The 18453-nt window shown below is 70.6% G+C and carries 17 protein-coding genes; 8 read left to right on the plus strand and 9 right to left on the minus strand.

All coding sequences use genetic code 11. The features are described from left to right. Positions 1-49: 49 nt before the first annotated feature. The 3 genes from AB0I52_RS13920 to AB0I52_RS13930 all read left to right on the plus strand — a co-directional run bounded on the left by AB0I52_RS13920 (position 50) and on the right by AB0I52_RS13930 (position 1923). On the plus strand, positions 50-631 hold the full coding sequence (locus AB0I52_RS13920; RefSeq protein ID WP_363072150.1) for a 50S ribosomal protein L25/general stress protein Ctc: 582 nt from the start codon (positions 50-52) through the stop codon (positions 629-631). Positions 632-760: 129 nt separating this feature from the next. Next, complete coding sequence (gene pth / locus AB0I52_RS13925; RefSeq protein WP_363072152.1) at positions 761-1354, plus strand: aminoacyl-tRNA hydrolase; 594 nt, start codon at positions 761-763, stop codon at positions 1352-1354. A 98-nt stretch (positions 1355-1452) separates the two neighbouring features. Then, positions 1453-1923: a hypothetical protein gene (locus tag AB0I52_RS13930; protein WP_363072154.1), complete on the plus strand. Its 471-nt coding sequence runs from the start codon at positions 1453-1455 to the stop codon at positions 1921-1923. A 26-nt stretch (positions 1924-1949) separates the two neighbouring features. On the opposite strand, the gene ppc is transcribed toward AB0I52_RS13930, so the two are convergent. Then, positions 1950-4679, minus strand: a complete 2730-nt coding sequence (gene ppc / locus AB0I52_RS13935; protein WP_363072156.1) for a phosphoenolpyruvate carboxylase — start codon at positions 4677-4679, stop codon at positions 1950-1952. Between the two features lie 343 nt (positions 4680-5022). Between ppc and AB0I52_RS13940 the strand changes: the two genes are divergently transcribed. From AB0I52_RS13940 to AB0I52_RS13950, 3 genes are all read left to right on the plus strand, one after another. Continuing rightward, positions 5023-5997, plus strand: coding sequence for a fatty acid desaturase (locus AB0I52_RS13940; protein WP_363072158.1), 975 nt, complete (start codon positions 5023-5025; stop codon positions 5995-5997). Then, complete coding sequence (locus AB0I52_RS13945; protein ID WP_123525569.1) at positions 5994-6680, plus strand: TetR/AcrR family transcriptional regulator; 687 nt, start codon at positions 5994-5996, stop codon at positions 6678-6680. Before AB0I52_RS13940 ends, AB0I52_RS13945 begins: the two co-directional genes overlap by 4 nt. Before the next feature lie 223 nt (positions 6681-6903). After that, positions 6904-8661 carry a VCBS repeat-containing protein gene (locus AB0I52_RS13950; RefSeq protein ID WP_363072284.1) on the plus strand — a complete coding sequence of 586 codons (1758 nt, stop codon included), beginning with the start codon at positions 6904-6906 and terminating at the stop codon, positions 8659-8661. A gap of 101 nt (positions 8662-8762) precedes the next feature. On the opposite strand, the gene AB0I52_RS13955 is transcribed toward AB0I52_RS13950, so the two are convergent. Continuing rightward, on the minus strand, positions 8763-9128 hold the full coding sequence (locus AB0I52_RS13955; protein WP_363072161.1) for a VOC family protein: 366 nt from the start codon (positions 9126-9128) through the stop codon (positions 8763-8765). After that, complete coding sequence (locus tag AB0I52_RS13960; protein WP_363072163.1) at positions 9128-9919, minus strand: trans-aconitate 2-methyltransferase; 792 nt, start codon at positions 9917-9919, stop codon at positions 9128-9130. Before AB0I52_RS13960 ends, AB0I52_RS13955 begins: the two co-directional genes overlap by 1 nt. A gap of 89 nt (positions 9920-10008) precedes the next feature. Here AB0I52_RS13960 and AB0I52_RS13965 point away from each other — a divergent pair, with 89 nt between their 5' ends. Beyond that, the gene (locus tag AB0I52_RS13965) at positions 10009-10506 is read left to right on the plus strand and encodes a MarR family transcriptional regulator (protein WP_363072165.1); all 498 of its coding nucleotides are present in this window, start codon (positions 10009-10011) and stop codon (positions 10504-10506) included. Here the strand turns inward: AB0I52_RS13965 and AB0I52_RS13970 are convergent. Further along, positions 10465-11271 carry a response regulator transcription factor gene (locus AB0I52_RS13970; RefSeq protein ID WP_363072286.1) on the minus strand — a complete coding sequence of 269 codons (807 nt, stop codon included), beginning with the start codon at positions 11269-11271 and terminating at the stop codon, positions 10465-10467. The genes AB0I52_RS13965 and AB0I52_RS13970 overlap by 42 nt on opposite strands. A gap of 282 nt (positions 11272-11553) precedes the next feature. Between AB0I52_RS13970 and AB0I52_RS13975 the strand changes: the two genes are divergently transcribed. After that, complete coding sequence (locus AB0I52_RS13975) at positions 11554-11997, plus strand: GNAT family N-acetyltransferase (protein ID WP_363072167.1); 444 nt, start codon at positions 11554-11556, stop codon at positions 11995-11997. 13 nt (positions 11998-12010) lie between these two features. Here the strand turns inward: AB0I52_RS13975 and galK are convergent, their stop codons facing one another. From galK to AB0I52_RS14000, 5 genes are all read right to left on the minus strand, one after another. Then, positions 12011-13198: a galactokinase gene (gene galK / locus AB0I52_RS13980; protein ID WP_363072169.1), complete on the minus strand. Its 1188-nt coding sequence runs from the start codon at positions 13196-13198 to the stop codon at positions 12011-12013. Next, on the minus strand, positions 13195-14175 hold the full coding sequence (gene galE, locus AB0I52_RS13985) for a UDP-glucose 4-epimerase GalE (RefSeq protein WP_363072171.1): 981 nt from the start codon (positions 14173-14175) through the stop codon (positions 13195-13197). The genes galK and galE overlap by 4 nt, the downstream gene beginning before the upstream one ends. Continuing rightward, positions 14172-15215, minus strand: a complete 1044-nt coding sequence (gene galT / locus AB0I52_RS13990; protein ID WP_363072173.1) for a galactose-1-phosphate uridylyltransferase — start codon at positions 15213-15215, stop codon at positions 14172-14174. Before galT ends, galE begins: the two co-directional genes overlap by 4 nt. A gap of 409 nt (positions 15216-15624) precedes the next feature. Beyond that, positions 15625-16320 (minus strand): LuxR C-terminal-related transcriptional regulator, encoded by a 696-nt coding sequence (locus AB0I52_RS13995; RefSeq protein WP_363072175.1) that lies wholly within the window; start codon positions 16318-16320, stop codon positions 15625-15627. Between the two features lie 210 nt (positions 16321-16530). Continuing rightward, complete coding sequence (locus AB0I52_RS14000; RefSeq protein WP_363072176.1) at positions 16531-18435, minus strand: PQQ-binding-like beta-propeller repeat protein; 1905 nt, start codon at positions 18433-18435, stop codon at positions 16531-16533. Positions 18436-18453 lie beyond the last annotated feature (18 nt).

Genomic DNA, 18453 nt, shown 5'->3' on the forward strand with positions numbered 1-18453 from the left:
TGGGCCGGGTGACCAATCGGAGTTTTGTCACCTTACGAGGAGTGCAGTCATGGCCGAGATCAAGCTCAACGCCGAGGTCCGTACCGAGTTCGGCAAGGGCGCTGCCCGCCGCACCCGTCGCGCCAGCCTCGTCCCCGCCGTCATCTACGGCCACGGCGCCGAAGCGGTCCACATCACGCTGCCGGCTCACGAGCTTCAGCTCGCGCTCCGTACCGCCAACGTCCTGATCGGTCTGGAGATCGACGGCAAGGACGCGCTGGTCATCCCGAAGGCCGTGCAGCGCAACGCCATCAAGGGCAACATCGAGCACGTCGACCTGCTGACCGTGAAGCGCGGCGAGAAGGTCAACGTCGAGGTCGCGGTGCACGTCGAGGGCGAGCTGGCCCCGGGCGGCAACCTGCTGGAGTACGTGATGAACACCCTGCGCGTCGAGGCCGAGGCCACCCACATCCCGAACTCGGTCACGGTCTCCATCGCGGGCCTGGACGCCGGTGCCTCGATCCTCGCCAAGGACATCCCGATGCCCCAGGGTTCGGTGCTGGCCGAGGCCGACCCGGACGCGGTCGTGCTCGCGGTCGTCGCCGCCCAGGTCGAGGAAGCGTCCACCGAGGGCGAGGATTCCGAGGCCTGAGCGGTCACCCGACAGCCTCCGCACCTCGCACCACCTGCTTGACTGACGGGGCGGCGGTCTCCCTCCGGGGGATCCGCCGCCCCGTTTCCCCTGTCTGCGACTCACCCGTACGCGAGGAGACCCAGCGCGATGTCCGACGCCACCGACCCCTGGCTGATCGTGGGCCTGGGCAATCCCGGTCCCGAGTACGCGGCGAACCGGCACAACGTGGGTTTCATGGTCGCCGACCTGCTCGCGGAGCGGATCGGCGGGAAGTTCAAGCGGGCGCCGAAGGCCCAGGCGCAGGTATTGGAGGGCCGGATGGGTCCGCCGGGTCCGCTGAGTCGCCGGGTGGTGGTGGCGAAGCCGATGTCGTACATGAACCTGTCCGGCGGCCCGGTGACGGCGTTGCGCGATTTCTACAAGGTGCCGCTCGGCCATGTCGTGGCGGTCCATGACGAGCTGGACGTCGACTACGGGTCGCTGCGGCTGAAGCTGGGCGGTGGCGACAACGGTCACAACGGGCTGAAGTCGATGACGAAGTCGATGGGGCCGGATTATCACCGGGTCCGGTTCGGGATCGGGCGTCCGCCGGGCCGGATGCAGGTCGCCGATTTCGTGCTGAAGGACTTCTCGTCCACGGAGCGCAAGGAGCTGGGCTTCCTGGTGGACCGGGCGGCGGATTCGGTGGAGTGCCTGTTGGCGGAGGGTCTGGAGCGCGCGCAGAGCGCGTACAACTCCTGAGCTCCGACCTGCGCGAATCCCGACATACCCACCGGTAATCACGTTGTTTTCAGCCACGGCTTGACCGGGTGCGGGGCGCTGGCCAAGGATCGGCCCCCATGAAGCGCAGCTCCTCCCAACGTGCCCTGCACTACGGCCGCAGCGCCGCGCTCGGCGGTGTCGTCCTGCTGCTGCTGGTGGCGGGTGTGCTGTCCTCGTGGGACACGGCGCATCACATCGTGCTGGCCAAGGGCCGTGAGCACGGCACGATGACGGTCACCGGGTGCGGCAGCGAGGTCTGTACGGGGCCTTACACGCCGGCCGACGACGGGTCGGGGCGTTCCCGGGTGTCGGTCGAGAAGTCCGTGGCGGCGAAGAAGGGGGACCGTTTCCCCGTCGTCGTGAAGCCGGGCACCTTCGAGGTCGTGCGGACGGGGACGCCGGGTTTCCTGCACGCGTGGGTGCCGCTGGGCGGTGCGCTGGTTCTTGCGGCGCTGGTGATCGGCGGCGGTCTCCGGCTGCCCCGGGTGGCGTGGGGCGCCGGGATCGCGGGTGCGGTCCTGCTGGTGGCGACGTTCTTCGCCCTGTGACAGGAGCGCACCCGCGGCGGCGTTGATCAGCCGGTGTTGCGCAGTCCGGCCGCGACCCCGTTGACGGTGAGCAGCAGGGCGCGGGCGAGCAGCGGGTCGGCTTCCTCGCCGCGTTCGGCGGCCTGGCGCTGGCGGGCCAGCAGGGACACCTGGAGGTAGGAGATCGGGTCCAGGTAGGCGTCACGGATGGCGAAGGTCTGCTGGAGCACCGGACTGGTGCCGAGCAGTTCGGTGTTGCCGGTGACCTTGAGGACTTCGCTGACGGTGAGCGCGTGCTCGGTCTCGATGGCGTCGAAGACGTGCTTCAGCTCGTCGGGGACGAGGGTGTCGACGTAGTGCCGGGCGATGCGCAGGTCGGTCTTGGCGAGGGTCATCTCGACGTTGGAGAGGAAGTTCTGGAAGAAGTGCCAGTGCTCGTGCATCTCTTCGAGGACGGTGTCGAGACCGGCTTCGCGCAGGGCCTTGAGGCCGGATCCGACGCCGTACCAGCCGGGCACGATCTGCCGTGACTGGGTCCAGCCGAAGACCCACGGGATGGCGCGCAGGCCGTCGAGCGAGACGCCCGAGCCGGGGCGGCGGGAGGGCCTCGATCCCAGGTGCAGGTCGGCGAGCTGGTCCACCGGGGTGGAGGCGAGGAAGTACGTCGGCAGGTCCGGGTCCTCGACGAGCTTGCGGTACGCGGCGTGGGCGGCGTCGGAGACGGTGTCCATGGCCGCGTCCCAGCGGGCGAGGGCCTCGTCGGACTGGCGGGGTGCGGTGTGCAGCGCGGAGGCCTGGAGGGTGGCCGCGACGGTGAGTTCCAGGTTCTCGCGGGCGAGTGCGGGGATGAGGTACTTGTCGGAGATGACCTCGCCCTGCTCGGTCACCTTGATCTCGCCCTCCAGCGTGCCCCAGGGCTGCGCGAGGATCGCGTCGTGGGAGGGGCCGCCGCCGCGGCCGACGGTGCCGCCGCGGCCGTGGAAGAGGCGCAGGCGTACGCCGTAGCGGTGGGCGACGTCGCGCAGTCGGCGCTGGGCGCGGTGGATCTCCCACTGGGAGGTGGTGATGCCGCCGAACTTGGAGGAGTCGGAGTATCCGAGCATGACCTCCTGGACGTCGCCGCGCAGTGAGACGAGGCGGCGGTAGGAGGGGTCGGCGAGCATCTCGTCGAGGATGACGTCGGCTGCCTTGAGCTCGTCGGTGGTCTCCAGGAGCGGCACGATGCCGATCTTGGCCCAGCCGCCGTGCAGGTCGAGGAGGCCTGCCTCGCGGGCGAGGACGGCGGCGGCGAAGACGTCGTCGGCGCCCTGGCACATCGAGATGATGTAGGACTCGATGACCTCGGGGCCGAAGCGTTCGAAGGCTTCCCTGATGGTGTGGAAGACGCCGAGGGTCTTCTCGCCGGCGGCGTCGAGCGGGGCCGGGGTCGGTGCGAGGGGGCGGCGCGAGCGGAGTTCCTTGGCGAGGAGCTTCTGCCGGTAGTCGCGGGGCATGTCGGCGTAGCGCCAGGATTCCTCGCCGAGCCGGTCGAAGAGCTGGCCGAGGGCGTGGTGGTGGGCGTCGGCGTGTTCGCGTACGTCCATGGTGGCGAGCTGGAGGCCGAACGCGGAGAGTGTGCGGATGGTGCGGTCCATCCGGCCGTCGGCGACGATGCCGCCCCTGTGCTCGCGCAGCGAGGTCTGGACGAGGGCCAGGTCGGCGATGAGTTCGGCGGTGCCGAGGTAGTCGCAGCCGGGGCGGTGCGGGGTGCCGGAGGCGAGGCGTTCGCGAGTGTTGACGAGCTTCTGCCGGATGCAGGTGGCCTTGAGGCGGTAGGGCTCCTCGGCGTTCAGCCGCTTGTAGCGGGGGCTGATCTCGGGGAGGAGTTCCAGGTCGGTCTGGAGCGAGGTGAGGAGCTCGTCGGTGGCTCCGGTGTAGCGGATGGAGTTGGAGAGCAGTCCGCGCAGCTGGTCGACGAGTTCGAGGGCGTCGGTGATGCCGTGTTCGTGCTGGAGGATCAGCACCTCCCAGGTGACGGCGGGCGTCACGTTGGGGTTGCCGTCGCGGTCGCCGCCGATCCAGGTGCCGAAGGTGAGGGGGCGGGTGCCGGCGGGCAGTTCGACGCCGACGCGCTCCAGTTCGGCGGCCAGGTCCTCCAGGACGTCGCCCACGGCGTTGGCGTGGAGTTCGTCGAGGTAGTAGATGGCGTTGCGGGCCTCGTCGGCGGGTTCCGGGCGGACTACGCGGAGTTCGTCGGTCTGCCAGATGAGGTCGATGTTCTCGGCGAGCCGGATGTCCTGGCGGCGCCGGTCGGCCTCGATGACGGGGGTTTCCAGGAGTGCGGCGATGCGGCGGAGCTTGTTGAGTACGGAGCGCCGCGCGGCCTCGGTGGGGTGCGCGGTGAAGACGGGCCGTACGTTCAGGTTCTTGACGGTGGCCCGCAGGTGCTCCGGGTCGGCGTCCTTGAGGCGGTCGGCGGTGCGGGCGAGGAGCCCGCCCTCGGCGGCGCGCCGGTCGCGCATCTCGTGGGCGCGGTGGACCTGCTCGGTGACGTTGGCGAGGTGGAAGTAGGTGGAGAAGGCGCGCACGAGCTGTGCGGCGGTCTCCAGGTCCGTGTCGCCGAGCAGCTGGGCCGCCGCTTCGCCGTCGGTGCGGGTCAGGGCGCGGACCCGTTCGACGAGGTCGAGGAGTTCCGGGCCCTCCTGGCGTACGAGGGTCTCGCCCAGCAGGTCGCCGAGGCGGCGGATGTCGGCGCGCAGCTCGGGGCTGGCGGCAGGGGTCTGGTCGGCACTGCTCACAGTGTGCGGCTCCTTGCAGTGGTTGAGCACGGGGTCCGGGGCCCGCGGCTGGCAGCGGGTGCCACGCCACCCCCGGGAAAGCAGAGTGCGGACCGCGCTGTCCGACCTCTCCAGGATAGGTGTCCGTGCTTTCGGTGCTGTTCGCGCCCCGATGGGTGTCCGCCCTTCAAGACGGGTCCCTCGGGGGTACGCGCTGTGTCCCTTACCCCGTATGACGCCACTCTGTGCCCGGTCGGCCGCTTCCTCTTGTGGCGGGGCTCCGCGCTGCCATACTTACGACGCCGTAGGTTACGGATGCGTAGCCCAGTCTGTCCGTTGCGTCTCACCCCACAGGGGACTCCCCATGAAGACCAGCCCCGATGTGATCGAGGCCGCTCCGGCGGCCGACGGTCCTCCCTCCGCCACGCTCGGCGGGGACAACAAACGGTCGATCGAGCAGTTCGCGCTTCTGCTGTTCATCGTCGTGCCCTTCCTGGCCCTGGTCGCGGCTGTGCCGCTGGCCTGGGGCCGCGGTGTCAGCTGGCTCGATCTGGGTCTGCTGGTGGCGATGTACTTCATCGGCTGCCACGGGATCACGATCGGTTTCCACCGCTATTTCACCCATGGCTCGTTCAAGGCGAAGCGTCCGCTCCGTATCGCCCTGGCCGTGGCCGGTTCGCTCGCTGTGGAGGGTCCCCTGGTGCGCTGGGTGGCCGATCACCGCAAGCACCACCGTTTCTCGGACGCCGAGGGCGATCCGCACTCCCCGTGGCGTTTCGGCGAGACGCTGCCGGCCCTGATGAAGGGTCTGTGGTGGGCCCACATCGCCTGGATGTTCGACGAGGAGCAGACACCGCAGCAGAAGTACGCCCCTGACCTGATCAGGGATCCGGCGATCCGCGGGATCTCCCGTCACTTCCTGTCCTTCACGATTCTGTCGCTGTCGATCCCGCCGCTGGTCGGCGGTCTGGTCACGATGTCGTGGTGGGGTGCGGCGACGGCGTTCTTCTGGGGCTCCCTGGTCCGGGTCGCGCTGCTGCACCATGTGACGTGGTCGATCAACTCGATCTGTCACGCGGTCGGCAAGCGTCCGTTCAAGTCCCGCGACAAGTCCGGGAACGTGTGGTGGCTCGCGGTCCTCTCGTGCGGTGAGTCCTGGCACAACCTGCACCACGCGGACCCGACCAGTGCGCGGCACGGCGTGATGCGGGGTCAGATCGATTCGAGTGCCCGGCTGATCCGCTGGTTCGAGAAGTTGGGCTGGGCGACCGATGTGCGCTGGCCCGATGCCGCCCGTATCGAGTCCCGGCGCCACTCGGCGGAGGCCGACGCGGCATGATTGACGATGTGGCGACCGACGGCAGCACAGGCAGTGAGAAATCCCGCGCACCCTCCACCCGGCGCGCCCGGCGGGTGCGGATGACGGGCAAGGAACGCCGCGAGCAACTGCTGGACATCGGTCGCACCCTCTTCGCCGACAAGGGTTTCGAGGGCACTTCGGTGGAGGAGATCGCGGCGCGTGCCGGGGTCTCCAAGCCGGTGGTCTACGAGCACTTCGGCGGCAAGGAGGGGCTGTACGCGGTGGTGGTGGACCGGGAGATGCGTCAGCTCCTGGACATGGTGACCAGTGCGCTGACCGCCGGGCACCCGCGTGAGCTGCTGGAGCAGGCGGCGTTCGCGCTGCTGGACTACATCGAGACGTACACGGACGGGTTCCGGATTCTGGTGCGTGACTCGCCGGTCGCCCAGTCGACCGGCACGTTCGCCTCGCTCATCAGCGATATCGCCACTCAGGTGGAGGACATCCTGGGGCTGGAGTTCAAGGCCAGGGGCTTCGATCCGAAGCTGGCTCCGCTGTACGCGCAGGCGCTGGTCGGCATGGTGGCGCTGACGGGCCAGTGGTGGGTGAACGCCCGCAAGCCGAAGAAGGCCGAGGTGGCGGCGCATCTGGTGAATCTGGCGTGGCACGGGCTGGAGAACCTGGAGTCGAAGCCTCGGCTGATCGGCCACCGCAAGAACTGAGTGGGCGACAGGGGGCGGGCGGCACGGGCCGGATGGCGCACGGGGGGTGGGGAGTTGGCGTGTCCAAGCCGAGACATTGATCCACTGCTAAACCACTTCTGTCGCGGGGGTCACAGTTGTAGAGTCTGTGAATATCCCGGGAACTCTTCACCCTGCGCGTGACGCACCCGTGAAGACGTTTCTCCCGGTTCCACCACGTACCCCTGGGGGGGCTTTGTCTTCTGTGGAACCCGGCCGTTCCGTTCCCGCGCGTTCGAACCGCGCGCGCCGGATCGCGGCCTGCACCGCACTCGTCCTCTCCGCCGGCATGCTGCTGGCGGCTCCGGCCTCGGCCGACGACTCGGCGCCCGCGCCGCACCGCGCCACCCAGCCCCGCGTGCCCGCCGCCGACGCGCAGCCCTCGCTGACGCTGCCGAAGCACACCGCGAGGAAGAAGTCGCCGGCGGCGGCCGCCGAGGGCGCCAAGGCCGCGGTCATTCCCGCCAAGCCGCGTTTCGACGTGGACGGCGACGGCTACAGCGACACCCTGTACCGCGGGATCGACGGGAACTACTACGTCATTCCGACGAACGGGACGGACTCCTACGAGTTCGCCCTGAACCCCGACGACCCGAACGAGAAGTTCAAGGACGTCATCACGCCGGGCGACCTGAACGGCGACGGCAGGCCCGAGCTGCTCACCCTGTCGGCGACCGGCAAGCTCTCGCTCCACCAGGCGTGGAGCGCCGACGGCGCCGGTTACGCCGACTGGTCCGGCACCGGCTGGCAGAAGTACAACAAGGTCATCGCCGCGGGTGACCTGACCGGCGACGGCAAGGGCGACCTGCTCGCCCGCACCCCGTCCGGCGACATCTTCCTGTACGCGGGCACCGGCAACGTCACCAGCGCCCCCTTCAAGGCCGGCGTCAAGGTGGGCTACGGCTGGGCCTCGTACGACCAGATCGTCGGCGCGAACGACGTCAACGGTGACGGGATCGGCGACCTCTACGCCCGTACGCCGGCCGGCGACCTGTACTACTACGCGGGTAGCGGGAAGGCCTCGGCGCCGTACAACGCGCGTGTCAAGGTCGGCTACGGCTACGACACGTACAACCAGCTCATCGCCGTCGACGACGTCACCGGTGACGGTCTGGGTGACCTGATGGCCCGTACGCCGGGCGGCACGCTCTACGCGTACGAGTCCACCGGGTACGGCACGTTCCTCAAGCGGACCGAGATCGCCACCGGCTGGAACGCCGCGTCGCTCTTCGGGGGCCAGGGCGGCAACCCGGACTTCGGCAAGAACGAGCTGATGGCCCGCACCACGGGCGGCACGCTCTACTGGTACTACGCGAAGAACAACGGCAAGCTCAGCGCCCGCGTCCAGGCCAGTGACAGCGGCGGCTGGGCCGGCTCCGACATCAGCTTCCCGTCGTCGCTCGACAACGACGGCTACGCGAACCTGCTGGAGAAGTACAACGGCACCCTCTACAACGAGGGCTCGCCCGTCAGCAGCGGCTGGGGCGCCTACAACTCCCTCGTCGGTCCCGGCGACCTGAGCGGCGACGGCAAGGGCGACCTGCTCGCCCGCACCACCTCCGGCGACCTGTACCTCTACCGGGGCAACGGCTCCGGTACCGGCTTCTCCGCCAAGATCAAGGTCGGCTACGGCTACAAGTCGTACAAGCTCGTCGGTGCCGGTGACCTGACCGGCGACGGTCTGAACGACATGGTGGCCCGCGCCTCGGACGGCACCCTCTACCTCTACCCGGGGACGGGATCGGCCACCAAGCCCTTCAAGGCACGTCTCAAGATCGGCACCGGCTACAACATCTACAAGAAGTTCGTGGCACCGGGTGACATCAACGGTGACGGCAAGGCCGATCTGATCGGCGTCGATGGCAAGGGCGACGTGTACCTCTACACGTCCACCGGCACCGGGAAGATCAACAAGCGCGTGAAGATCGGCTACGGCTGGGACATCTACAACAACATGTACTGAGCAACACGTACTGAGCGTCCCGCCCGGCTTGCCCCGCAAGAGGCATCGAAGCGCCCTGTCCCCGGATCCGCGGGGGCGGGGCGCTTCCGCGTCCCCGTCCGTCAGCCGGTCACCGGCTCCAGGAACTCCAGCCGGTTGCCCACCGGGTCGTGGCTGAAGAAGCGGCGGTGGCCCGGCAGGTCCTCGTCCCACCGCACCTCGGCGCCGTGCTCCGCCAGCCGGGCCGCGTACGCCCCGATGTCCGTGACGCGCAGGCCGGGGTGCGCCTTGCGGGCCGGGCGGAAGTCCGCCTCGATGCCCAGGTGGAGCTGGACCGGGCCCGCCTGGAACCAGCAGCCACCGCGGGCGGCCAGGACCGGGGGCTTGGGGGATTCAGTCATCCCGAGGGCGTGCACGTAGTAGTCGCGCAGCGCGTCCTCCGAGCCTTCGGGGGCGGCGAGCTGGACGTGGTCGACGGCGGCGATCATCACTTCTCCCGGTGGGCGACGGCGAAGATGCGGCGGAACGGGAAGACCGTGCCGTGCGGGCCCGCGGGGTACGCGGCGCGCAGCAGGTCGCGGTACTCGGCGAGGAAGGCGCTCCGGGCCTCCGCGTCGTCGGCGAGGGCGGTGAGGACGGGGCGCAGGCCGGTGCCCTTGACCCAGTCCAGGACGGCGTCCTCGCCGGGCAGCAGGTGCAGGTAGGTGGTCTCCCAGACGTCGGCCGTGCGGCCGGGGGCGGTGAGCCGGTCCAGGTAGGCGGAGGGGCTCAGTACCGCGTCGGAGTGGCGCAGCAGGCCGCCCAGCCGGGAGCGCCAGCGCGGGGTCTCGGCGAGATCGCGCATCAGGGCGTGGCTGGGCTGCTCGAAGTTGCCGGGGACCTGGAGGGCGAACGTGCCGCCGGGGGTGAGGGCGGCCAGCCAGTCGGGGAAGCGGTCGGCGTGCCGGGGCACCCACTGGAGCAGGGCGTTGGAGACGATCAGGTCGTACGGCTGCGCGGGCGTCCAGGTCGCGGCGTCGGCCTCGGCGAAGTCCAGCAGGGCGGTGGCGTGGGCGCGGGCCCGCTCCAGCATCTGCGGGGAGTTGTCGTACCCGGTGATGCGGGCCCCGGGCCAGCGTTCGGCGAGCAGGGCGGTGACGTTGCCCGCTCCGCAGCCGAGGTCGGCGATCCGGGGAGCGCCCGGGAGCGGGGGGACGCGGGCCAGCAGATCGTGGAAGGGGCGGGTGCGGTGGTCCGCGTGGCGCAGGTACTGCTGCGGATCCCAGGTGGGTGCGGTCATGGGATCCAGGATCATCCCGAAAGTATCTTGATGTCAAGACACTCGAATTCAAGAGACTTCATGTCGACAGACCCTTTACACTGATCCATATGGAGGACGAGGTCGACCGACTGGTCGCTGCATGGCGCCGAGAGCGCCCCGACCTCGACGTGGAACCACTCGAGGTCCTCAGCCGCGTCTCCCGCCTGGCCCGCCACCTCGACCGGGCCCGCCGGATCGCCTTCTCCGAGCACAGTCTGGAGCCGTGGGAGTTCGACGTGCTCACCTCGCTGCGCCGCGCCGGCGATCCGTACCAGCTCTCCCCCGGCCAGCTGCTCACCCAGACCCTGGTCACCTCGGGCACCATGACCAACCGCATCGACCGGCTGACCCAGAAGAACCTCGTCGAGCGGTTCCCCGACCCCAGCGACCGCCGCGGCGTACTGGTCCGGCTCACCGCCGAGGGCCGCGACAAGGCCGACCAGTCACTGGCCGGCCTGCTCGCCCAGGAGCGCGCCATCCTCGGCGAACTCTCCCGCCACCAGCGCGGCGAACTGGCAGGGCTGCTACGCCGGCTGACTGCCCCGTTCGACAACATCCCCGGCTAGAACGGGCTCCTGGGGCGCCACCGGATCGGCGGGGCCGACACCCGCCCGTCTGGCCAGCGCGACCGCCGCCAGCGTCGAGTGCACCCCCAGCTTGCCCAGCACGTTCTGCATATGGGTACGCACCGTGTGCGGGGAGAGGAAGAGCCGCTCCGCCACCGCCTTGCGGCCGAGCCCCGCCACCATGCAGCGCAGCACCTCGCGCTCGCGCGGGGTCAGCGACTCGACGAGCTGCTCGCTCTCGCTGCGGTGCTTGCGGTCCGCCAGCAGCTCCCGCAGCACCCCGGTGAGCAGGGCGGCGGGCAGATGCGTCTCGTCGCGCAGCACACCCCTGATGACCGCCAGCAGCCGCTGGAGCGAGCAGTCCTTGGCGACCCAGCCGCAGGCCCCGGCCTGGAGCGCGAGCGCGGCCCGGCGCGGGTCGTCCTTCTCGGCGAGCACCACCGTGCGCACCGAGGGCCGGGCGGCACGGACCCCGGCGACCAGCGAGATGCCGTCGGCCTGCCCGTCGGCCCCGCCGGGAGCGGGCACCGGCACCGGGCCGACGGCCCTGCGGCCGCCCGCCGGGGCCAGGACTCCCAGCTCGGCGTCGACCAGCATCACGTCGTAACCGCGCCCCTCGGCGGCCCCGCGCTCCAGACAGCGCAGGGCGGCCGGGCCACTGCCCGCCGCCGCCACGTCCACGTCCGGCTCGGCCGCGAGCGCCGCGGCGAGCGACTCGGCGAAAATGCGGTGGTCGTCGACCACGAGAACCCGGATACGGACCACAGACACCCCATGCTGTGTGTTCTGGGGCGCCCCGTAGCGTGCGCCCCCCGGCAGCGACGGACCGGCACGGGTGCGACACCCGGAACGGGAAGTCGGACCATGGTGCCCCGGCCGCCGCCGTGCACCGACCGCCCACCCCGCCCGGGTGTCGCACCCGGCTGTCTCGTACCCCTGAATCAGCACCGGCCCCCACCGGTGCTGTGCATCAGGGTACGGGCGGCCGCGCGGGGCGGGAGGCGATTCACAGAACTGGGGGCGCGGACACGACCTAGGGTGTTGTTCATGTTCCGTTTTGAGACAGAAGTGGACAAAGAACGACGCCATCTCCTGAGCAGGCGGCTCCGCGAGGACAACACCACCGGTTCACCGGAGATCCGTGCGCTGCGCGACGGCCCCGCAGCGCACGAAGTCCCGCTGGAGGTCTGGGCGTTGGACGCCCACGGGCAGATCGCCGCCGGGCTGACCGGGCGCACCTGGGCGCACTGGCTCCATGTGGACATGCTCTGGGTCGACGTCCGGCACCGCGGCTGCGGCCTCGGCTCGCGGCTGCTCGCCGAGGCGGAACGGGTGGCCCGCACGGACCGGTCCTGCACCCGCTCCCGGCTGGAGACCTGGGACTTCCAGGCCCCCGACTTCTACCGGAAGCGGGGTTACGAGGTGACGGGGCGGGTCGAGAACTACCCGCCGGGCATCACGGAGTTCACCCTCACCAAGCGGCTCGGCTGAGCCGCCCGGCCGTTCAGACGATCCGGCGGGCGCCCGCGGAGGGAACCGCGGGAAAGACGCCGGGGGCCGCGTAGCCCGCCCAAGTGAACGCCTCCAGCACGGACTTGGTGACCGTGTCCGCCTGCGCCTCCTCCACCAGCACGATCGCCGAGCCGCCGAAGCCGCCGCCGGTCATCCGCGCACCGAGCGCCCCGGCCGCGTTCGCCGTCTCGACCACCAGGTCCAACTCCACGCAGGAGACCCGCAGATCGTCCCGGAGCGAGACATGGCCCGCCGTGAGGACCGGACCGGCCGCGCGCACGTCGCCCCCGTCGAGCAGCGCGATGACCTGCTCGACACGCTCGTTGTCGCTGACCACATGGCGTACGCACCGCACGACGGACTCGTCCGCGCCGGCCTCGGCCAGCGTGTCGAGCCCGGCGCCCAGGCCCGCGTACGGAAGCTCGCGCAGCGTACGGATGCCGAGTGTGCGGGCACCCTCCTCACAGGCCGCGCGCCGCTCCGCGTACGCTCCGTCGCCGAGCGCGTGCTTGACACGGGTGTCGACGACGAGGAGCCGGAGGCCCTGGGCGGCCAGGTCGAAGGGGACCTGGCGCGTGGTGAGATCGCGGGTGTCCAGGTGCAGGGCGTGGCCCTCGGTGCAGCAGGCCGAGGCCATCTGGTCCATGACGCCGCAGGGGACGCCGACGAAGGCGTTCTCCGCGCGCTGGGCCAGGACCGCCAGTTCCTCGGCGGTGAGGCCGAGCCCGAACAGGTCGTTCAGAGCCAGCCCGGTGACCACTTCGAGGGCGGCGGACGAGGAGAGCCCGGCACCGGTGGGGACGGTGGAGGTCAGCTGGATGTCGGCGCCGGTGACCGGGTGGCCGGCCTCGCGCAGCGCCCAGACGACCCCGGCCGGGTAGGCGGCCCAGCCGTGTCCGGAGTGCGGGGCCAGTTCGTCGACGCGGAGCTGGACGACACCGCCGGGCACATCGGTGGAGTGCAGCCGCAGTTCGCCGTCGGTGCGGCGGGCGACGGCGGCCCGTGCGGTGTGCGGCAGCGCGAGCGGCATCACGAAGCCGTCGTTGAAGTCGGTGTACTCGCCGATCAGGTTGACCCGGCCGGGGGCGGCCCAGATTCCCTCGGGCTCGGTTCCGTACAGCTCGGTGAAGGAAGCGGTGAGCTCGGTGGAGGCGGCGGTCGGCTCAGCGGTGTCGGTCATGGTGCGGTGGGCTCCTCTCGGCGGGCGAACGTCCAGGCGTCGGAGACGATTCCGGCCAGGTCCGCGCGGGACGGCTGCCAGCCGAGGCGCTCCCTGGCGGTGGTGGCCGAGGCGACGAGGACGGCCGGGTCGCCGCCGCGGCGCGGGGCCGCGGTCTCGGGGACCGGGTGGCCGGTCACCTCGCGGACCGTCTCGATGACCTCGCGGACCGAGAAACCGTTGCCGTTGCCGAGGTTGCAGATCAGGTGCTCGCCCGCGGCGGCTGCGTCGAGGGCGAGAAGATGGGCCTGGGCCAGGTCCGCGACATGGATGTAGTCGCGGACGCAGGTGCCGTCGGGGGTGGGGTAGTCGTCGCCGTAGACGGAGATCGACTCGCGCTGCCCGAGGGCGACCTGGAGGACCAGCGGGATCAGATGGGACTCGGGGCTGTGCCGTTCGCCGCAGTCTCCGTACGCGCCGGCCACGTTGAAGTAGCGCAGCGAGACGGCGGCCAGTCCGTGGGCGGCCGTCTCGCCGGTGATCATGTGGTCGACGGCGAGCTTGGTCGCGCCGTAAGGGCTGGTCGGAGCGGTGGGGTCAGCCTCCGTGACGGGGCTGGAGACCGGCTCGCCGTAGGTGGCGGCGGTGGAGGAGAAGACCAGGGTGCGCACCCCGGCGTCACGCATGGCGGCGAGCAGGGCGGTGGAGCCGCCGACGTTGTTGACCCAGTACTTCTCCGGGTCGGTGACGGACTCCCCGACCTGGGAGTACGCGGCGAAGTGCAGCACCCCGTCGTAGGAGGGATCCAGCCACTTCGCCGCGTCCTGGACGCGGCCCTCGATGAACTCGGCCCCGGCCGGGACGCCCGCGCGGAAGCCGGTGGAGAGGTCGTCGAGGACGGTGACGGTGTGACCCGCCTCCAGCAGGTGCTGGGCGACCACGCTGCCCACGTATCCCGCACCGCCGGTCACCAGGTACTTCTTGGGGGACTCGCTCACTCGCTCGCTACCTCTCGCAGTCGTGCGGCCGCGGCCTCCGGCGGCACATCGTTGATGAACACACTCATGCCGGATTCGGAACCCGCGAGGAACTTCAGCTTGCCGGGAGTCCGTCGGACGGTGAAGAGCTCCAGGTGGAGCGCGAACTCCTCCCGTCCGGGGATCCCGAACGGTGCCTGGTGCCACGCCGAGATGTACGGCGTCGGCGGCCGGCCGGGTCCGAATATCCGGTCGAACCTCCTCAAGAGTTCCAGATATATCTGTGCGAACTCCGTGCGCGCCGCGTCATCGAGGTCCCGCAGGTCGGGGACGCGCCGGAGCGGGTACAGATGGACCTCGTACGGCCAGTGTGCCGCGTACGGCACGAACGCCACCCAGTGCTCGCCGGAGAGCACGACACGGTCGCCGTCGGACAGCTCGCGGGCGACGATGTCGTCGAAGAGGTTGCCGCCGGTCTCCGCGCGGTGCGTCTCCATCGAGCGGAGCATCAGCTCGGTGCGCGGCGTGACGAACGGGTAGCCGTAGATCTGCCCGTGCGGGTGGCCGAGTGTCACGCCGATCTCGGCGCCCCGGTTCTCGAAGCAGAACACCTGCTTGACCTGCGGAAGGTCCGCGAACTCGGCGGTGCGGTCGGTCCAGGCCTCCAGCACCAGGCCGGCCTGCTCCTCGCTGAGGCTCGCGAACGACGCGTCGTGGTCGGAGGTGAAGCAGACGACCTCGCAGCGGCCGGAGTCGCCGGCGAGCGAGGGGAAGCGGTTCTCGAAGACGACGACGTCGTAGTGGTCGTCGGGGATCTCGCTGAGCCGTCCCTCCTGGGAGGGGCAGAGCGGGCACTCATCGGCCGGCGGGTGGTAGGGGCGGCCCTGGCGGTGCGAGGCGACGGCGACGCTGTCCCCCAGCAGGGGGTCCCGGCGGATCTCGGACGAAGTCGCCACGGCGTCGAGCGGCCGCCGGTCGACGGCGTCGCGCACCACGTCGTCACGGCTGTCGTAGTAGAGCAGCTCCCGGCCGTCGGCGAGCGTCGTAACCGTCTTCTTCACCAGACTCCTCCCAAACATAACCCAACACAATGAACCACAAATCAACAGGCGCGTCAATGAGTCGACTTCAACCAAGTGCGGCCGGATGTGAGCGGGATCTCGCGCGGCCCTCATGCGGCTCTCGCGCGACTCCTGCGGGGTTCTCGTGGGGTTCTCGTGGATTGAGGCCGGGCTTCCCGGGGCAAATGATCACGATCGAACATCGGCACCGCCGGCTCGGGCACGACGTACAGCGACACGGTCCCGCCGCTGATGCGGCGACGGCCGACCACGTCGCCATCCACAGCAGGGCATCATCGACATCCCGGGCGACCGGGGCGCCTACTCCGTCTCCGCGATCTCGGGTTCGCCGCCGGTGCGGTCGTGACGGCCGCCGTCACGCTCTTCACCGCCCCAGGGCCGGACACCGTCAGCCGGCGGGGTCCTGCCCCTGCCGCGTGCCCACGGCCGCCCGGTCCAGCAGGCCGGTGCGGGCGGCGAGGGCCGCCGCCTCCAGCCGGGAGCCGACGCCCAGCTTCATCAGTACCCGCTGCACATGGGTACGGGCGGTGCTCGGCGCGATGCGCATACCGGCCGCGATCAGCCGGGTGCCCTCCCCCTCCGCGACCCTGACCAGGACCTCGACCTCGCGCGGGGTGAGCAGCTGGAGCAGCCGCTGCCCCTCGTCGTCCGGCTGGACCGCCGGGTCGAGCAGCTCGGCGAAGGCACCCTGGAGCAGTTGCGGTGCGACCGCCGCCTCGCCGGCCCGCGCCTTGGCGATCGCCCGCTCGACGCCCTCGATGCGTTCGTCGTGACGGACGTAGCCGACGGCGCCCGCCGCGAAGGCGGCCGCGATTCCCAGCGGGCTCGGCACCGGTCCGAGCACCACCACGGCGATCTGCGGGCGCTCGCGCCTGATCCTCACGATCGGGTCGAAGGTGCCCGGTTCGGCGGGTGCCGCGGTGCCGAACAGGCATACCTCGGGGGCCCTGCTGACCACCAGGTCCGCCGCCGCGGTGGTGGGCGCGGCCGCGGCGAGGACCCGGTGACCACGTAGCCTGAGCGCCGAGGCCAGCGCCTCGGCGAGCAGTCGGTGGTCATCGACCACCATCAGCCGCACGGCCATCGAGCAACCCCCCGTACCGACGCCGGGCCCCCCGGCCCGGCTAGACCCGGCAAGTTACACGCATGTTCGACGCCGCGCGCGCCTTAGCCGGCAGAAGGCCCACGGAATGCCGCATCGTGTGTCATTCGGGCTCACTTGAGCGTCGGAAAACGACCGGCCCTGCCGGTCGACTGATCGACCGGCAGGGCCGGGTGCGGTGTTGACGGAGCGTCAGTTCGCGCCGAAGGCGACGACGAGGTACTCCTTGTCGTTCAGCGAGCTCTCCCGCGGCTTGCTGATCATCTTCTCGGAGATGTACAGCCGCCCGCCGCTGTAACGGAATTCGGCGTAGTCCGCGGAGAAGCTGGTCTCCGCGTCCCGGACCGACTCGTCGCTCGGGTTCTCCAGCAGCACGGTCTGCTTGAAGGTGCTGCCGTCGATGGAGACGACCTGGCCGCCCTTGTCGTACGGGGGCTTCTTGTACGCGATGATGTTGCCGCCGTCCATGCGGAGCGGGAACATCGTGTAGCGGTCGCCCGCGTCGGCCCGGTCGCCGGTCTGCTTGCCGGTGGTCAGGTCGAAGGAGACGATCTCGTTGGTGTCCCCGTACTCGCCGCCGCCCTCGTGCTCCTCGGTCGGCAGGTAGATGCGGTTGTTGCCGACCGCGAGCTGCTGGCAGCTCTCGACCTCGGTGGACCGGCACTTCGCCGCGTACTTCTCCGCCTCGGCCGGGATCCTGACGAGCAGCTTGCCGGTGGCGGCGTCGATCGAGAAGAAGTCGGAGATCCCGCTGCCGTCGCCCGCGGTGTCGCCGACGTCGGCGGCGACGACCAGGGGCTTGGTGGAGACGATGCTCGCGTAATCGACACCGGGCGGCATCTTGTACGAGGAGAGCGGGGCGCCCGTGATCGGGTTCAGCGCCTGGATGGTGAGCTGGGGGTCGTCGTACTTACCGCACTTGCGGACCACGGCGAGTGCCTCGCCGCCGCCGTACCCGGTGTCGTAGCAGCCGTCGGTGCTGACCTTCGGCTTCCAGCGCTCGGCGCCGGTGTTCAGGTCGAAGGCGGCACCGCCCTCGGTGCCGGCCGCGGCGACCGTGGTGCCGCTGAGGGTGACCTCGTTGAACCGGACGGGGGCGTCGCCGCTGGTGGCGGCGGTCACCGACTTGCTCCACATGATCTTGCCGGTGTTCAGGTCGAGGGCGCCCACGTGGTTGCAGGCCTGGTACTTCTTCGTCGCGGTCCGCTTGCCCTCCTCGAAGGCGACGGCCGTCTTGAAGTCCTTGGTCATGTGCCGGGAGGCGGCGCAGAGCTGGCCGGGCAGCGCGATCGACCAGAGCTTGGTGCCCTTGGCCGGGTCGTAGCCGATGATCTCGTTGACGCCCGTCTTCACGTACGCCTTGTCGGTCAGCCAGGAGCCGTCGACCGTGGTGACGGCGGTGACCTTGGGCTGCGGCAGCTGGAAGGCGACCGTGCCCTTGGTGTTCGAGGGGACCTTCTCCTTGCCGCTGCCGCTGCCGCTGCCGCTGCCGCCGAGGCCCTCGCCGTCGCCACCCTTGCTCTCGCCGTCGGTGCCGGCGGACGTGGACGCCTCGTTCTTCTTCTTGTCGCCGTCGTCCCCGCTGGAGGCGTACCAGACACCGGCGCCGACGATCAGCACCACGGCGACCGCCGCGGCCACGATGATCTGCGCCTGGGTGGAGAACCTCTTCGGCCCGTTCCCGTCCGGCGGCTGGTACGGCTGCTGCATCGGGGTGGTCGGGTACCCGTAGCCCTGCTGCGGCGGCTGGCCCTGCTGCGGATAGCCGTAGCCCTGCTGAGGCTGCTGGCCCTGCGGCGGATAGCCGTAACCGGGCTGCTGCGGCTGGCCCTGCGGAAGTCCGTAGCCGGGCTGCGGCGGCTGGCCCTGCGGGGGCGTCTGCGGGTAGCCGTAGCCCGGCTGCTGCGCGGGCCGGCCGGCGGGCGGCGGGGTGCCGTATCCGCCCGGGGGCGGGGTCGGCGCGGTGGCCGGCGGCTTGCCGAACGGGTCGGCGGGCGGCGGCGTCGGGGCGCCGAAACCACCGGGCGGCGGGTCCTGCGGTGCGCCGAACCCGCCCTGGGGCGGTTCGTTGGGCGGTGGCTGGGGCGGCTGTGTCATGGCGTTGCGTACCTCTGG

It is taken from the genome of Streptomyces sp. NPDC050423 (genome assembly GCF_040655445.1).
In the GTDB taxonomy this organism is placed as follows: domain Bacteria; phylum Actinomycetota; class Actinomycetes; order Streptomycetales; family Streptomycetaceae; genus Streptomyces.

Coding starts and splice junctions, on each gene's coding strand:
- pth (WP_363072152.1), top strand. CDS start 761: ATGTCCGACGCCACCGACCCCTGGCTGATCGTGGGCCTGGGCAATCCC.
- AB0I52_RS13955 (WP_363072161.1), bottom strand. CDS start 9,128: ATGATCGCCGCCGTCGACCACGTCCAGCTCGCCGCCCCCGAAGGCTCG.
- AB0I52_RS13945 (WP_123525569.1), top strand. CDS start 5,994: ATGATTGACGATGTGGCGACCGACGGCAGCACAGGCAGTGAGAAATCC.
- AB0I52_RS13975 (WP_363072167.1), top strand. CDS start 11,554: ATGTTCCGTTTTGAGACAGAAGTGGACAAAGAACGACGCCATCTCCTG.
- AB0I52_RS13960 (WP_363072163.1), bottom strand. CDS start 9,919: ATGACCGCACCCACCTGGGATCCGCAGCAGTACCTGCGCCACGCGGAC.
- galK (WP_363072169.1), bottom strand. CDS start 13,198: ATGACCGACACCGCTGAGCCGACCGCCGCCTCCACCGAGCTCACCGCT.
- AB0I52_RS13995 (WP_363072175.1), bottom strand. CDS start 16,320: ATGGCCGTGCGGCTGATGGTGGTCGATGACCACCGACTGCTCGCCGAG.
- AB0I52_RS14000 (WP_363072176.1), bottom strand. CDS start 18,435: ATGACACAGCCGCCCCAGCCACCGCCCAACGAACCGCCCCAGGGCGGG.
- AB0I52_RS13940 (WP_363072158.1), top strand. CDS start 5,023: ATGAAGACCAGCCCCGATGTGATCGAGGCCGCTCCGGCGGCCGACGGT.
- AB0I52_RS13920 (WP_363072150.1), top strand. CDS start 50: ATGGCCGAGATCAAGCTCAACGCCGAGGTCCGTACCGAGTTCGGCAAG.
- AB0I52_RS13965 (WP_363072165.1), top strand. CDS start 10,009: ATGGAGGACGAGGTCGACCGACTGGTCGCTGCATGGCGCCGAGAGCGC.
- AB0I52_RS13930 (WP_363072154.1), top strand. CDS start 1,453: ATGAAGCGCAGCTCCTCCCAACGTGCCCTGCACTACGGCCGCAGCGCC.